Origin of the sequence: Bacillus sp. FSL M8-0277 (assembly GCF_037975305.1) — a bacterium.
Lineage (GTDB): Bacteria > Bacillota > Bacilli > Bacillales > Bacillaceae > Bacillus > Bacillus pumilus.
On sequence record NZ_CP150255.1, the window covers coordinates 2,057,291 to 2,070,985 of the forward strand.

Annotated in this window: 18 protein-coding genes; 1 reads left to right on the forward strand and 17 read right to left on the reverse strand. The window is 42.6% G+C overall.

Features of this window, described 5'->3' with window-relative positions; translation table 11 throughout:
- Nucleotides 1-41: 41 nt before the first annotated feature.
- From panD to MKZ05_RS10225, 10 genes are all read right to left on the reverse strand, one after another.
- Nucleotides 42-425 carry an aspartate 1-decarboxylase gene (gene panD, locus MKZ05_RS10180; protein ID WP_034620444.1) on the reverse strand — a complete coding sequence of 128 codons (384 nt, stop codon included), beginning with the start codon at nt 423-425 and terminating at the stop codon, nt 42-44.
- Nucleotides 418-1,284, reverse strand: a complete 867-nt coding sequence (gene panC / locus MKZ05_RS10185) for a pantoate--beta-alanine ligase (protein ID WP_106028768.1) — start codon at nt 1,282-1,284, stop codon at nt 418-420. The genes panD and panC overlap by 8 nt, the downstream gene beginning before the upstream one ends.
- Complete coding sequence (gene panB / locus MKZ05_RS10190; protein ID WP_050943859.1) at nt 1,281-2,120, reverse strand: 3-methyl-2-oxobutanoate hydroxymethyltransferase; 840 nt, start codon at nt 2,118-2,120, stop codon at nt 1,281-1,283. Before panB ends, panC begins: the two co-directional genes overlap by 4 nt.
- 197 nt (nt 2,121-2,317) lie before the next feature.
- On the reverse strand, nt 2,318-3,301 hold the full coding sequence (locus tag MKZ05_RS10195; protein WP_339160002.1) for a biotin--[acetyl-CoA-carboxylase] ligase: 984 nt from the start codon (nt 3,299-3,301) through the stop codon (nt 2,318-2,320).
- Entirely contained in the window at nt 3,274-4,476 is a 1,203-nt protein-coding gene (locus MKZ05_RS10200) for a CCA tRNA nucleotidyltransferase (RefSeq protein ID WP_339160004.1), read from the reverse strand. Before MKZ05_RS10200 ends, MKZ05_RS10195 begins: the two co-directional genes overlap by 28 nt.
- Nucleotides 4,469-5,614: an N-acetyl-alpha-D-glucosaminyl L-malate synthase BshA gene (gene bshA / locus MKZ05_RS10205; protein ID WP_050943857.1), complete on the reverse strand. Its 1,146-nt coding sequence runs from the start codon at nt 5,612-5,614 to the stop codon at nt 4,469-4,471. Before bshA ends, MKZ05_RS10200 begins: the two co-directional genes overlap by 8 nt.
- On the reverse strand, nt 5,611-6,321 hold the full coding sequence (bshB1, locus tag MKZ05_RS10210; RefSeq protein WP_137055047.1) for a bacillithiol biosynthesis deacetylase BshB1: 711 nt from the start codon (nt 6,319-6,321) through the stop codon (nt 5,611-5,613). Before bshB1 ends, bshA begins: the two co-directional genes overlap by 4 nt.
- On the reverse strand, nt 6,308-6,727 hold the full coding sequence (mgsA, locus tag MKZ05_RS10215) for a methylglyoxal synthase (protein ID WP_050943855.1): 420 nt from the start codon (nt 6,725-6,727) through the stop codon (nt 6,308-6,310). Before mgsA ends, bshB1 begins: the two co-directional genes overlap by 14 nt.
- A gap of 17 nt (nt 6,728-6,744) precedes the next feature.
- Entirely contained in the window at nt 6,745-7,548 is an 804-nt protein-coding gene (dapB, locus tag MKZ05_RS10220) for a 4-hydroxy-tetrahydrodipicolinate reductase (protein ID WP_226803632.1), read from the reverse strand.
- Between the two features lie 5 nt (nt 7,549-7,553).
- The gene (locus tag MKZ05_RS10225; protein ID WP_003215805.1) at nt 7,554-7,889 is read right to left on the reverse strand and encodes a nucleotide pyrophosphohydrolase; all 336 of its coding nucleotides are present in this window, start codon (nt 7,887-7,889) and stop codon (nt 7,554-7,556) included.
- Nucleotides 7,890-8,026: 137 nt separating this feature from the next.
- Here MKZ05_RS10225 and MKZ05_RS10230 point away from each other — a divergent pair, with 137 nt between their 5' ends.
- On the forward strand, nt 8,027-8,899 hold the full coding sequence (locus MKZ05_RS10230) for a YitT family protein (RefSeq protein WP_003215598.1): 873 nt from the start codon (nt 8,027-8,029) through the stop codon (nt 8,897-8,899).
- Nucleotides 8,900-8,930: 31 nt separating this feature from the next.
- Here the strand turns inward: MKZ05_RS10230 and ypjB are convergent, their stop codons facing one another.
- The 7 genes from ypjB to MKZ05_RS10265 all read right to left on the reverse strand — a co-directional run bounded on the left by ypjB (nt 8,931) and on the right by MKZ05_RS10265 (nt 13,679).
- Nucleotides 8,931-9,734 carry a sporulation protein YpjB gene (gene ypjB / locus MKZ05_RS10235; protein WP_044141118.1) on the reverse strand — a complete coding sequence of 268 codons (804 nt, stop codon included), beginning with the start codon at nt 9,732-9,734 and terminating at the stop codon, nt 8,931-8,933.
- Between the two features lie 65 nt (nt 9,735-9,799).
- Nucleotides 9,800-10,393 (reverse strand): DUF1405 domain-containing protein, encoded by a 594-nt coding sequence (locus MKZ05_RS10240; RefSeq protein ID WP_003215758.1) that lies wholly within the window; start codon nt 10,391-10,393, stop codon nt 9,800-9,802.
- A gap of 100 nt (nt 10,394-10,493) precedes the next feature.
- Nucleotides 10,494-11,261 (reverse strand): menaquinol-cytochrome c reductase cytochrome b/c subunit, encoded by a 768-nt coding sequence (locus MKZ05_RS10245; protein ID WP_003215888.1) that lies wholly within the window; start codon nt 11,259-11,261, stop codon nt 10,494-10,496.
- A gap of 42 nt (nt 11,262-11,303) precedes the next feature.
- Nucleotides 11,304-11,978: a menaquinol-cytochrome c reductase cytochrome b subunit gene (gene qcrB, locus MKZ05_RS10250; RefSeq protein WP_003215804.1), complete on the reverse strand. Its 675-nt coding sequence runs from the start codon at nt 11,976-11,978 to the stop codon at nt 11,304-11,306.
- Between the two features lie 2 nt (nt 11,979-11,980).
- The gene (locus MKZ05_RS10255; protein WP_007500911.1) at nt 11,981-12,487 is read right to left on the reverse strand and encodes a ubiquinol-cytochrome c reductase iron-sulfur subunit; all 507 of its coding nucleotides are present in this window, start codon (nt 12,485-12,487) and stop codon (nt 11,981-11,983) included.
- A gap of 144 nt (nt 12,488-12,631) precedes the next feature.
- Nucleotides 12,632-13,078, reverse strand: coding sequence for a YpiF family protein (locus MKZ05_RS10260; protein WP_050943852.1), 447 nt, complete (start codon nt 13,076-13,078; stop codon nt 12,632-12,634).
- Between the two features lie 61 nt (nt 13,079-13,139).
- A complete protein-coding gene (locus MKZ05_RS10265) occupies nt 13,140-13,679 on the reverse strand; it encodes a ReoY family proteolytic degradation factor (protein WP_003215573.1) in 540 nt (179 codons plus the stop codon).
- Nucleotides 13,680-13,695 lie beyond the last annotated feature (16 nt).

A 13,695-nucleotide genomic window follows, 5' to 3' on the forward strand; every position in this document is an offset into this window, starting at 1 on the left:
AGCTCCTTTTCTTAAACTGTTCTGTTTCATTGCAGCATGCGTTATAAAATCGTTCTCGCAGGCTCTTGCCCAATCATTTGTTCAATTTGATTTTCTTTATTTAACACGACCACTTTTGGTGTATGTGTCTTTGCTTCTTCTTCTGAAAGCATCCCATAAGCAATAATAATCACTTCATCACCCGGCTGAACCAATCTTGCTGCTGCGCCATTTAGACAAATGACACCGCTCTTTCTTTCACCGGGAATAATATATGTTTCAAGTCTCGCGCCATTATGATTATTGACAATCTGTACTTTCTCATTTGCCATCATACCTGCCGCATCAAGTAAATCTTCGTCAATGGTGATGCTTCCTACATAATGTAAGTTTGCTTCTGTTACTGTCGCTTTATGAAGTTTAGAAGTCATAAAGGTTCTATACATGCTTTTCACCGCTTTCAGGAACATGGAATATCACATTATCAATCAGTCTTGCCCGTGAGAATTTCACCGCAATCGCAATGATGACCTGACCTGCTAACTGCTGAAGCGGCTCAAGCTCTGGATAGGAGTAAATCTCAATATAATCAATTTCCCCGCTCGTTTGAAGAATTTCTTCTTCTACCAACTGATAAATGCGACTGACGTCACGTTCACCTTTTTCAACCGCTGACTGTCCTTTTTTCAATGCGCGGTACAAAGCAGGAGCTTCTTGTCTTTCTTTATCAGACAAGTACACATTTCTTGAACTTTTCGCTAAACCGTCTTCTTCCCTAACTGTCGGCACTGAGACAAGATGAAGATCAAAGAAGAAATCCTTGATCATCGCATCGATCACAGCGACTTGCTGTGCATCCTTTAAACCAAAGTATACATTTGTTGGTGCTACAAGATGAAATAGCTTTGTCAGCACAGTCACAACGCCGTCAAAATGTCCTGGACGTTTTTTCCCGCATAAGACATCAGTCCGCTTTTGAACCGTCATCGTGATTGATGGTTCATTTGGATACATTTCTTTCACATCAGGTGTAAATAAAATATCTACCCCTGCTTCTTCTGCAAGGCGCTGATCTCTTTCCATATCCCTTGGATAGGATTCAAAGTCTTCGTTCGGTCCAAACTGCAAAGGATTGACAAAGATGCTCATTACCACAATGTCATTTTGATCCCTTGCTTCTTTCGCAAGCGTCAGATGTCCTTCATGAAGAAAACCCATCGTTGGGACAAAGCCGATGGAATGCTGTTTTTCTTGATGCAGTTTGATCAATTCCTTCAACTCGTGAATATGGGTGACAATGTTCATTTTTTGATACCCCCATATAAACCATCAAGGACTTCTTCTTTGATATGAAATGTATGCTTGTCTTCTGGAAATGTGTGTCCTTTTACTTCTTTCGTATATTGAATAAGCGCTTCTTCTAATACAGTATCAATTTGCGCGTATTGTTTCACAAACTTAGGTGTTCTAGACACCCCGTATCCTACCACATCATGGTAAACGAGAACTTGTCCGTCTGCCTCAGCCCCTGCACCAATCCCGATCACAGGAATTTTCAGCATGTCGGTAATTCGTTTTGTCAGTTCGCCAGGTACGCATTCAAGCACAAGTGCAATCGCACCAGCTTCCTCACATTTTAAGCTGTCTTCAATCAATTTCTGCGCACTTTCGTGGTCTTTTCCTTGCACTTTATACCCGCCAAGTACTCCAACTGACTGAGGTGTGAGGCCTAAATGACTGACGACAGGAATCCCGCCTCTTGTGAGAGCTTGAATGGATTCAAATACGCCATCTCCACCTTCTAGCTTTAAGGCATCCGCACCGCTTTCTTGCATGATGCGTGCTGCGTTTTTCAATGTTTCTGCTAATGAATAATGGTAAGACATAAATGGCATATCCGTCACAATAAATGTGTCTTTTGCGCCTCTTTTCACTGCTTTTGTATGATGAATCATGTCATCGATCGTGACTTGTACTGTCGAATCGAGTCCAAGTACAACCATCCCAAGTGAATCACCGACTAAGATCATGTCGACTTCCGCTTTTTCTGCTTGCTTTGCAGATGGATAGTCGTATGCTGTCAGCATTACAATTGGTTCATTTTGTTCTTTCATTTTGAAAAAATCTAGCTTTGTCTTCATTTGTTCCTCCTCATTCTGGAGAGGAGATGGCTTGCCTCACATCACATGTTTTGATCTCTCATGCGCGGCGAATCATCCCTCTGTCCAAGTCCCTTAGGATCAAGGCAGAAATTTATCAAATTTTTGTTTCTAACAGGTACAGCTCTTTTCAGATACTGCCCACACGAAGTATATCAAAAATGTGCCGGGTGTTCCACTTAAGTTGACTTGATCTCGATGTCTGCGGAGTAGATTTTTTGGATCCCTTCCTCCGTTTCAAGCAATAAAACACCTTCTTCATTGATTCCGAGCGCTTTTCCAGTGTATTGCCCATTGACGGTGCGGGCCACAATATGCTGGCCGATCGTCATCGCAAACGATTCCCATAATTGTTTAATGGGCGCAAATCCTTGCTTCATATAATCAGCATACCTTTTTTCAAAGGTGGACATGATCTGTTGGATGAGCGCAGCACGGTCCACTTTTTCATTCAATTCCATTCGCAGGCTCGTGGCGACATCCTTTAGTTCATCCGGAAAGTCATCAGCCGTTTGGTTCACATTAATTCCCGGGCCAATAATCACCGCATGAACCTGGTCCGCCTCTGCTTTTAATTCAGTCAGAATGCCAACGACTTTTTTCCCGTTTAACAAAATATCATTTGGCCATTTAATAGATGGACTGAGTCCTGTTTGCTCTGCAATGGCTTCTGCGATGGCTACAGATGCTAAAAGCGTCATCTGCGGCGCTTTGTGCAGCGGAATTTCAGGCCGTAGAATGAGACTCATCCAGATGCCTGTCCCATTTGGTGAATGCCACGTTCTTTGAAGGCGGCCTTTCCCGTTTGTCTGATGATCACTGACAACGAGCGTGCCGTGGGGCGCACCTTCATTTACAAGATCATGGGCAATCAGCTGTGTGGAGGCGACTTCTTTCTGAAAATAAATGTGCCTGCCAAAGCTCTCTGTGTCGAGACCAAACAGAATTTCGTCCTCACTAATTTTGTCCGGTTTACGTAGCAGGCGATATCCCTTTCTTCTGACGGCTTCTACCTCATACCCCTCTTTTCTGAGGTCCTCTATATGCTTCCAGACAGCCGTTCGAGAACAGCCAAGCTCATCACAAATTTGCTGACTCGAGACAAAATCCTGGCTAGATGCTGTAAATAGTTCAATTAATCGTTTTCTAATTGCTGATCGCATGCTGTAAGCCACTCCTCTATGGCTTCTTTTCGGTTTTCTAAATGATTGTGCAGAACGGCTTTTTTCACCAAATCAAGCTCTTCTGCGATCCATTTTCCTGATGTCTTTTGCCGAAAGACCATTAAATCTTTTCCTGAAACAGCTAGGTCTTGAAGCGTTTTAATCGGCAGTGCATCATAAGAACGCTTCGCTGCCTCCAGCTCGTCAAAGAAAATGCGGCGCTCGTGTTTTAGCTGTGAGATCTTCAAGCTAGATAAGAGCACGTGTTCACCAGCCTCAAACATCTTCTCCGCATCCCAGTCACAATCGACGTATTGACTAATAGCCACAGCGTCTTTCAAAAGCTTTGTTGACAGCTTCCATTCTTTTAAGAAGAGCACAGCCTCCGCTTCATCTAAGCCAAGCAAATGGATAACAGCCCCCCATACCTCTTCCAGTCCATCCAGTAAGTAATACGGAAATGACTGAAAGGATTCTTGCAGACGATCCTTTTTGAGACCCGGCAATTCTTCATACAATTTGGTAGAAATGAGCACCTTGATCGCCCGCTCACAATAACGACCTTTTAAAAGCTTTTCCATTTCAATCTTTTTGCGTTCAACGGATATGTTGGCAAGGAGATGCTTATCTTTTTCCATTGCCTCAGCCGTTTCTGCAGCGAGCTCAAAACCAAGCTGGCTTAAAAAACGGACCGCTCTCATCATACGAAGCGCATCTTCCTGAAAGCGGCACGCAGGATCTCCTACGGTTTGAATTCGTTTCCGCTCAATATCCTTTTTTCCCTCTACATGGTCAATAATCTCCCCATTTATATCCATGGCCATCGCATTGATTGTTAAATCTCTTCTTAAAAGATCTTCCTTCAAGGATGTGATAAACGCCACTTCTTTCGGTCTGCGAAAATCTTCATATTCTGATTCAGTTCGAAACGTCGTCACCTCATAGCTGACCCCATCATGTAACACAATGACAGTGCCATGCTCCTTGCCAACATCAACTGTTTTTTCAAATAAAGACTCGACCGTATCAGGCGTTGCATCGGTTGCTATATCAATATCACCGATTTCCCTGCCTAACAGGACATCTCTCACTGCTCCGCCGACAAAGTAAGCCTGATGCCCATGTTCGTGCAGTGTATGTAAAATAGGGATCGCATGTGTGAATGGTTCATTCATCTTCATCATCACCTTCGATCAATTCTAGGTAAAGCTCTTCATATTCACTCACTATTTTTTCAGAAGAGAAATGGGCTTGAACGCTAGACTGGGCCGCCGCTGACACTTGCTCATGAAGCGCTTTGTTTTTGAGTATTGAGACTGCGTGTTTAGCTGCCGCTTCTATATCGCCGAGCGGGACAAGGAAACCTGTCTCTCCATGTTCAATGACCTCTGGTATTCCGCCAACATCTGTTGCAATACAAGGGACACCGCAGGCCATTGCTTCAAGAAGTACAAGCCCAAAGCTCTCCTTCTCAGAAAGCAGCAGCTTCAAATCACTAATTGAATAAAGCTCCTCTACCTTCTCTTGCTTTCCTAAAAACAACACACGATCAGTTAGTTCCAGCTTTTTCACAAGATCGCATACAACCGACTTTTCAGGACCATCACCAATCAGCAGCAGCTTTGCATGCACCTGGTCAGAAATCTTTTTAAAGACATGAATCACGTCATGCACGCGCTTTACCTTTCGGAAGTTCGATACATGGATGATGACCTTTTCGTCCTGCATGAGACCATAATGTTTCTTCAGCACTTCATGATCTTCACGCAAATACACACGCTCATCGACGAAATTATGGATCGTATCGATTTTTTTATCCGGTTTAATCAGATCATACGTCTGTGCAGCTAATGAATGCGACACAGCTGTTACCCGGTCTGATGATTCGATGGCAAACCGAATCACTTCCTTTAAAGATGGATCATAGCCTAAAACCGTAATATCCGTCCCGTGAAGCGTGGTAACGACTTTCACTGTGTGTCCCGTCATTTGCTTCGCTAAGAACGCACAGACGGCGTGAGGGACCGCATAATGCGCGTGAATAATATCGAGCTTCTCTCGTTTTGCGACTTCCGCCAATTTACTAGCTAGTGCAAGGTCATAAGGTGGATATTGAAAAACAGCATATTGATTGACATCCACCTCATGAAAATAAATATTCGGATACACTTTATTGAGCCTAAACGGAATACTTGAGGTAATGAAATGAACATCGTGCCCTTTTTCAGCTAAACGTTTTCCAAGTTCCGTCGCAATAATGCCCGATCCGCCGACACTTGGATAACAAGTGATTCCGACCTTTAGTTTTTTCATAATTCCCCCCCAAGTAAGTCGTCATCGATCAAAAGTGGTTTCTTTGTGATAAACCCTTCTGCATAAGCTTTATTGACTTCTCTTCCATACATAGACTCTCTCATTTTCACAAAATCAATATACCCGTTCACAAGAGGTGTCTCCACTGAATGCGCCGATTTTACAAATTGGCTTTGATACGCATGCAAGCTATCAATCTTTTGGTGCATTTCCTCAGAAATATCAATCACAAAATCTGGACGATGATGGCCGTTAATCATGTAATAATACATCTGACTTATTTTATGCGCTGGCTGCTTGTATGAATCTTCAAATTTATGTATACCTGCCGAAAAAGCAGCCTCTTCTACAAGTGAACCCGCATGACCATGATCTGGATGCCGATCTTGGTGATGCGGAGCAAAAATTAGCTTCGGTTTGTATGTACGAATCACGCCCGCAATGTCCTTCATTGCTTCGTCATTCAAATAAAGACCTCTGTCTGGCAGCGTGAGCTGGATTCGCGTTGACACGCCTAAAATGGCGGCAGCCGCTTTCGCTTCCTCTTTACGGCTCTCTACCGTTCCATTCGAGGATAATTCAGCCTGGGTCAAGTCGCAAATTCCGACACGCGCCCCTTTTTTTACGTATTTTGCAATCGTTCCGCCCATACCGATCTCTACATCATCGCTATGGGCTCCGAATGCAAGGATATCAAGTCGTTTCATTTGTTCCTCCGTTTTTTGCTACATCTCGAAAATCAAACGTACCTTTATTTAAATTCCTGACTAAAATCTCTGCGGTCCCCATATTGGTGGCAAGTGGAATGGTATACACATCGCATAGCCGAATAAGTGCAGATACATCCGGTTCATGCGGCTGCGCGGTAAGCGGGTCTCTAAAAAAGAGCACAAGATCCATTGCATTATCAGCAATTAAAGCACCAATCTGCTGATCTCCTCCAAGTGGTCCTGACTGAAAACGATGAATGGGAAGCCCCGTCGCTTCTTTCACTCTCAAACCTGTTGTCCCTGTTGCGTAAAGTGTATGATTTGCCAATATATCACGGTACGCAATGGCAAATTGGATCATGTCACTTTTTTTCTTATCGTGAGCGATTAAAGCAATGTTCATCAGGAATCCACTCCTTATTAGTCGATGATATTTTCTAAACCATAGACAAGCTGATCAATGTGCATAACCTGTTCAACTGAAAGCTTTACACCTGACATAAATGAGGCACGGTTATAAGAATCATGACGAATGGTGAGCGTCTGTCCGTCCATTCCAAACAGTACTTCTTGATGTGCGATCATACCCGGAAGTCTTACGCTGTGCAGACGGATACCGTCATAATCTGCGCCTCGTGCACCTTCGATTAATTCTTTCTCTTCTGGATGTCCTTGCTTTTTGCTTTCTCTGACTTCTGCAATCATTTCAGCTGTTTTAAGCCCAGTACCGCTCGGAGCATCAAGTTTTTTATCATGATGAAGCTCAATGATTTCAACGTCAGGAAAGTAATTCGCTGCCATTTTGGCAAACTTCATCATTAAGACCGCACCGACAGCAAAGTTTGGCGCAATAATACAGCCTATGCCCTTTTCTTCTGTTAATTGCTGGAGCTCTTTCAGGTCAGCTTCAGAAAAACCAGTGGTTCCGACGACTGGACGCACGCCATGTTCAAGCGCCTTTTTTGTATGTACTTTCCCGATTTCTGGTGTCGTCAAATCAATTAATACATCAGGTGCTGTCTCTGAAAGACACACATCAATATCTGTATAAATCGGCGCCTCAGATGTCGTATGAATCACATCAGCTAATTTTTTTCCTTCGTGCGCGTGATCAAGGGCTGCCACAAGCTCAAAATGGCTCGTTTCTTCTGCCAGCTTCACAGCTTCTATCCCCATTCTTCCTCTTGCTCCAGCGATTACTACTTTGATGGTTTGGTTCGTCATCGTCTCTACTTCCCTTCTTTTTTCGTCCAGCGGTCTTTGTCTCTTGTATTGAATTTATGCATCACACGATCATGTGCTTCCTCTAGTGATATATCTAGTGAATTAGCGAGACATGTTAACACAAACAAAACATCGCCAATTTCTTCTTCCATGCTTTTTTCTGTTTCCGTTGTTTTTTTCGGCTTTTCTCCATAGTAATGGTTAACCTCTCTTGCCAGCTCGCCTAATTCTTCTGTCAGACGGGCCATCATGGCAAGCGGGCTGAAATAGCCTTCTTTAAATTGTCCTATGTAATCATCTACTTCTTGCTGCACGTGACGCAGCGTTTTTTCATTCGTCATCAAGCTCATCCTCCTATCCATCTCTTACATGTTAGCGAAATCATAAATATTTGACAAATGTTTAAAACTCAGTTTGCTTGTTTCTCTCCCATACCATATAATATTATCGCTGTCTAAGCAAAAAAAGGAGTGGTCTCTTGCTAAAAGAAATTCGTCTTAAAAATATCGTCTTTATTTTAATAGGATCTGCGATTTTTTCTTTCGGTCTTGTTCATTTTAATATGCAGAACAATTTGGCGGAAGGCGGATTTACAGGTATTACACTGCTTTTATATTTTCTATTCCACATTGACCCATCCATTTCAAACCTTGTCTTAAACATTCCGATCTTTTTTATCGGCTGGAAAATGCTCGGCAGAACGATGTTTACTTATACAATTGTAGGTACTGTCAGTCTTTCTGTCTTTCTTGCCATCTTCCAGCGCTTTCAAATACATATGCCTCTCCAGCACGATTTGGCCCTAGCCGCACTCTTTGCAGGTGTGTTTATCGGAACAGGCCTCGGGATCATCTTTAAGTTCGGCGGTACTACCGGCGGTGTGGACATCATCGCAAGACTCATCAACAAGCATTATCAGGTAGCTATGGGACGAACAATGTTCATCTTCGACGCTTGCGTCATTACGATTTCTCTTACTTATTTAAATTACAAAGAAGCCATGTATACACTCGTCGCAGTATTTGTTGCTGCGAAGGTCATTGACTTCATGCAAGAAGGCGCTTACGCAGCCAAAGGTGCCATGATCATATCTGAAAAAGATGACATCATTCAAAAGAAAATCACAGAGGAAATGGAGCGGGGTGTGACCATTTTAAAAGGGGTCGGTTCCTATACAAAACAGGAGCGCAACGTTCTTTATTGCGTCGTCCCAAAAAACGAGCTTGTCCATCTCAAAAGCGTCGTGACCTCAGTCGATCCTCATGCGTTTGTATCCGTCAGTGACGTGCATGATGTGCTTGGTGAAGGCTTCACATTAGATGAACACAAAAAGCCGCTCAATCCGCATTAAAAAAAGAAGCCCAAAAATGGTGCTTCTTTTTTTATGATTTCGGATAATCAGCTTGTCGCTTTTGCTTCTTTTCTTTTTCAGCACGGTATTTCCGAAATCCAACATACGTTAACGTTAATAAAATGATGCTTCCCGTTGTTAAAATGACCCATAAAAGCGATGGGTCAGCCTCATCTTGATCAACGTGGGCAAATACACTCGATAAATCCTCTTCAAGCTTCGTGAGGCGCTCAAGCTTTGTCCCACTTGATGCTTTTAAAAATTCACCTTGCTCAATCACTTCCATATGCTGCTTAATCGTTTGCAGCTTTTCAGGCGAAACATCAATGGTTAAACTCGGATAGATCATATCGTATAAAGAAACCAGCTCATTCCAAGTTTCATAAAACGTTGTTGATTCCGGATCCTTCACTTCTTTTTTCAACGTAGGAAAAGACCCCATAATGGGCTTCTCCAGCGAACCCCAAAGTGGCTCAGAGTCTGACTGGATCGCATCGAGCAGCATTCTAAACTGAGAGGCATAACGAAGCTTTTCGCGCTCATTCAATTCTTCTTGTGGCAGCCCTTTTATGATATCTTGATAGCCAACTGTAATTTGCCGAATCTGCGTATTTGTCAGCGTTCCGCGCCAATTCTCAGCTTTAAATGTCTTTTCAACATACAATGCGACCTGTAACGCCTCATCATATTTAGCTTGTCTCGTTAATTGAAAGATTGAATCTGATAGTTCCGTTAATTCTTGCAGCACACTAGCGGCTGTTTCCTCGCCTTTGGCAACAGATGGCTGTAATACGAGAAAAAATAATAGAATCATCGCGATTGGCTTTCGTTTCATGCAAGTCCCTCCTAGCCCTTCTCCATACAGCGTATGAAGGAAAGGACAAGGTTAGACCAATATTGTTAAGGGAGTTCGAGCTTGACCGATTTTTTCGATAGGACGAAATAATACGAAACAAGAAGAACGGCAATGCTTAACCAAAACGTGACGTAGCCGATCTCGTTTGTATAGGCAGACAGCATAGAATAACGCGGCATCATACCAAATACATAATCAATCACATCATTATGTAAAATCCATATGCCAGCTACCACCAAATGACGCATTTTAAAACGATAATACGGTGCAAACAATACGGCTTGAACCGCCATCGCAAAGTGGGACCCAATCAGCATGTACCCTTCCCACGGAAAATCATCCACAGATAAAAGGACAAAGATATTCATTCCTACAGCCCATAACCCGTACTTCATTAAGGTCACGAGGGCAAGTGCTTCAAAATAAGGAGCGTTTCGTTTCATCAAAAACGCAAGTAGAACAAATAAAAAGAAAAAGCTTGCCGTTGGACTGTCTGGAACAAAAGCTAAAAAGATAGCCGGCGTCTCTACAAGCTGTGGAATATACCAATAGTAGCCGTACACAGTGCCAAGGAAATTGATTATCAAGACTAGCACAAGCATATAGCGCGTGGCTAGCAGATATTGAATCCATCTCATACGTCTCTTCACTCACGATCTATTAAAATCAGAAAAAAGCTGACAGCGCCAGCTTTTTCTCTTTTGAGTATATCCTTGTACTTGCATTTAAACAACTGAATTATTTAGATTTGACCTCAGATAAATATTTAGACAGCTTTTCAAGTTCTTCATCGCTGCCTTTAAAGATACCCTTAGGCATGTTACCTTTTCCTTCAACAGCGATTTTAGCGATCTCCTCAGGTGCAAGACCATTGTCAACAAGTGACGGTCCGGCTGCTCCGCCCTGCATGTTATCCCCGTGACAGGAGATACATGTCTGCTCCTGATAAATTTTATACTCTTCCGCTGAGGTATCAATCTCTGCTTCTTTCTTAATTTCACCTTGCTTTGCCGCTGCTTCCCAATCATGAGTAGCAACAGACTCCCACGTTAAATATGTTGCTGCGCCGACTGCAAGGATCATCATCCCCACTGCAACCGGTCTTCTATACGGTCTGCGTTCAGGACCAGAATCAAGAAATGGTGCGAGCAACAGTGCACCAAACGCAATCCCAGGCATAATCATCGCACCAACTACCGTATAGCCACCTGCAGCAAATTCATATTTTAATAACTGGTACAAGAATAAGAAATACCAGTCTGGCAGCGGAATATAGCCGGTATCTGTTGGATCAGCCATCCGCTCAAGCGGAGGTGCATGAACCACAGTTAGGACAAGAAATCCAATTAAAAAAACGGCACCTACAAGCCATTCCTTTAAAAGAAAGTTCGGCCAAAAGGCTTCTGTTTTTCCCGGATATTCGGAATAGTCTTTAGGTATGTTAGGTTTTCTTTCTGCCGGAATTCTAGAGTCTCCGACAAACTTCATCCCTTTTCCCCTATGCAAAGTCATCCCCTCCTCATTGAACATTCATCAAACGCAAATTTTTTATAGCGGTCCAGAAATTCCTTGCTTACGAATCATAATAAAGTGGGCAGCCATCAGCCCAAATAATGCCGCTGGCAAGAAAAAGACATGGATAGCGAAAAATCTCGTCAGCGTTTGTGCCCCTACAATGTCAGGATGACCTGCAAGCAGCGTTTTGATCTCTTTACCAATGAAAGGCGTCGCTTCTGCAATTTGAAGACCAACCTTCGTTGCAAATAGCGCCTTCATATCCCATGGCAAGAGATAACCTGTAAAACCAAGTCCAAGCATCACAAAGAAAATGAGCACACCAACAATCCAGTTGAGCTCTCTAGGCTTTTTATACGCCCCTTGGAAAAAGACCCTTAGCGTATGTAAAAACATCATGACAATAACTAAACTCGCACCCCAGTGGTGCATCCCTCTGACAATCTGACCAAATGCCACTTCATTTTGTAAATAATAGACAGATTCCCAGGCGTTTTTAATATCCGGCACGTAATACATCGTTAAAAACATGCCCGAAAGGACTTGAATGACTGTCACAAAAAACGTTAAACCGCCAAAACAGTACACAAAAGCGGAGAAATGATGTGCTGGATTGACATGCTCTGGCACCTCATGATCCGCAATATCTCTCCATATTGGTGTAATGTCTAGCCGCTCATCTACCCAATCATAAATCTTGTTAAGCATCGTTACCCTTCCCCTTTCGGCACAGCTTTTCCAAGATAGAGGTATCCGTCCTTCACTTGCTGCTTATAATGATCAAGCGGTGCAAGTGGCGGAGTTCCGGGTACGTTTGTACCATCCTTGTCGTACAGCCCATAGTGGCATGGACAGAAAAATTTGTTTGGATTTTTCGGATCACTGTTCCAGTTCACTGTACAGCCTAAATGTTTACAGATAGGCGATAAAGCGACAATTTCATCCCCTTCTTTGTACACCCATGCTGACCTAGATTCCTTTGACTCATACCATGCATCTACTTGATCAATTTTAAAGTCAAAGCGCTTCGGTTCCTTCGTCAGTTCATCTACACTGACAACTTGAACCATATCCTGATCCTCTGTTCCTTTTAGCACAGGGTCAAGCGCAAAGCGAACCATAGGCATGAGCATTCCAGCGGCCATAAATCCCCCCACGCCGGTCAACGTGTAATTCAAAAATTGACGCCTGGACACTCCATGTCTCTTCTCGCTCATTTTTTTCTCCCCCCCTCAGGTCGTCAGCTACTTTATAACTGAATTAGAAAAAATTTCATAAAACTAGGACACCCTCATAATATATCAATCTATTCACAAGGTCAACATCCTAAAAAGCTATGTACAATGCAAATGTAAGGGTTTTTATGAAGGGTTCCACTTTTGTAACAAAAAGTTCAAAATTTGTTCTACACTGTCTTGAACAATTTTTTGCTTTAATTCTACCTTTAAATGCTCGAGCGGAACCGGCTTTAACAAAAATAGTGATTCACTAACCACCGCATGCTCTTTCCATTGGTGATCAGATGAGATCAACACAACATGCTGAAAATGATCTTCTAGCGACTGCTTCATCGTGAAGATGTCTTCTAGTTTTCGGTCATTGGCTTCTACATATGTATGTGGTGGAAAAAGAAAGACCCGCCCTTTCAGCTGTCTTTCAAGTTCCTCTGTTACAAGAATGGTAAACTCCCCTAAAGATACGGTTTGTTTGATTTGATTCACATCTATTCCAACTAATGGAATGATAGCGGTATCAATGTAATCTCTAGATTGCAAAAAGCGATCTGCATCCTCCGCTTGAAACTTCATCAATTTCCCCTCTTTCATGACATAAGCCCTGCCTGGATAGGGCAAGGCTTATTCGTTCAGTTTATGACAATAGGCTTAATTCTCTTGCTAACTTATTAAATGTTTCTTGATCATGACGGTCAAGTGCTTCATCTATCTCTTTCATAAGCCGTTCTTTTTGGAAAGTTGCGATCGAGTGTTCAAGCACTTTCTCCGCAAGATCCTTATCTTTTTCATTCTCATAAAGATCCTTTGGAATATGAGGATTTGTTTCAAGCACAGCTGCATATTCCGGCGAACGATAAGCAGAACGGAAATTCAATTGAATAAACAAATCTTGCTGTTTATTCAAACGAATATCATGAAATGACTTTTCAGCATCTGTCGTCATGATATTCTCTTTATAAAATCTAAAGGGAACTTCATCCACACAGTGTGTTGACATAATGATTCCCCTTGGGCAAAATTCTGCTTGCTCTACAAAATGAACCTTTTCCATCAAAGAGTCGTGACTCATTAAATAATTTAATATCCAAACGCACTCTCTTCGCTTTAACTGATAATGGTTTAAAAACCACCGGATGAATTCCTTCTTTTCATTGACAGAAACAGGGGTCTGCATGTTATTCCCTCCTCTA

Bases quoted from the DNA above. Each gene is read 5' to 3' on its own strand.
- MKZ05_RS10260 (WP_050943852.1), bottom strand. From the start codon at position 13,078: ATGAAGTTTCAAGCGGAGGATGCAGATCGCTTTTTGCAATCTAGAGAT.
- MKZ05_RS10255 (WP_007500911.1), bottom strand. From the start codon at position 12,487: ATGAGCGAGAAGAGACATGGAGTGTCCAGGCGTCAATTTTTGAATTAC.
- panC (WP_106028768.1), bottom strand. From the start codon at position 1,284: ATGAACATTGTCACCCATATTCACGAGTTGAAGGAATTGATCAAACTG.
- bshA (WP_050943857.1), bottom strand. From the start codon at position 5,614: ATGAAAAAACTAAAGGTCGGAATCACTTGTTATCCAAGTGTCGGCGGA.
- panB (WP_050943859.1), bottom strand. From the start codon at position 2,120: ATGAAGACAAAGCTAGATTTTTTCAAAATGAAAGAACAAAATGAACCA.
- MKZ05_RS10195 (WP_339160002.1), bottom strand. From the start codon at position 3,301: ATGCGATCAGCAATTAGAAAACGATTAATTGAACTATTTACAGCATCT.
- MKZ05_RS10225 (WP_003215805.1), bottom strand. From the start codon at position 7,889: ATGACGAATGAAAAAACGCTGCGTCACGTGCAGCAAGAAGTAGATGAT.
- panD (WP_034620444.1), bottom strand. From the start codon at position 425: ATGTATAGAACCTTTATGACTTCTAAACTTCATAAAGCGACAGTAACA.
- MKZ05_RS10265 (WP_003215573.1), bottom strand. From the start codon at position 13,679: ATGCAGACCCCTGTTTCTGTCAATGAAAAGAAGGAATTCATCCGGTGG.
- bshB1 (WP_137055047.1), bottom strand. From the start codon at position 6,321: ATGAAACGACTTGATATCCTTGCATTCGGAGCCCATAGCGATGATGTA.
- dapB (WP_226803632.1), bottom strand. From the start codon at position 7,548: ATGACGAACCAAACCATCAAAGTAGTAATCGCTGGAGCAAGAGGAAGA.
- MKZ05_RS10240 (WP_003215758.1), bottom strand. From the start codon at position 10,393: ATGAGATGGATTCAATATCTGCTAGCCACGCGCTATATGCTTGTGCTA.
- MKZ05_RS10200 (WP_339160004.1), bottom strand. From the start codon at position 4,476: ATGAATGAACCATTCACACATGCGATCCCTATTTTACATACACTGCAC.
- ypjB (WP_044141118.1), bottom strand. From the start codon at position 9,734: ATGAAACGAAAGCCAATCGCGATGATTCTATTATTTTTTCTCGTATTA.
- qcrB (WP_003215804.1), bottom strand. From the start codon at position 11,978: ATGCTTAACAAGATTTATGATTGGGTAGATGAGCGGCTAGACATTACA.
- mgsA (WP_050943855.1), bottom strand. From the start codon at position 6,727: ATGAACATTGCTTTAATCGCTCACGATAAGAAAAAAAGTGACATGATC.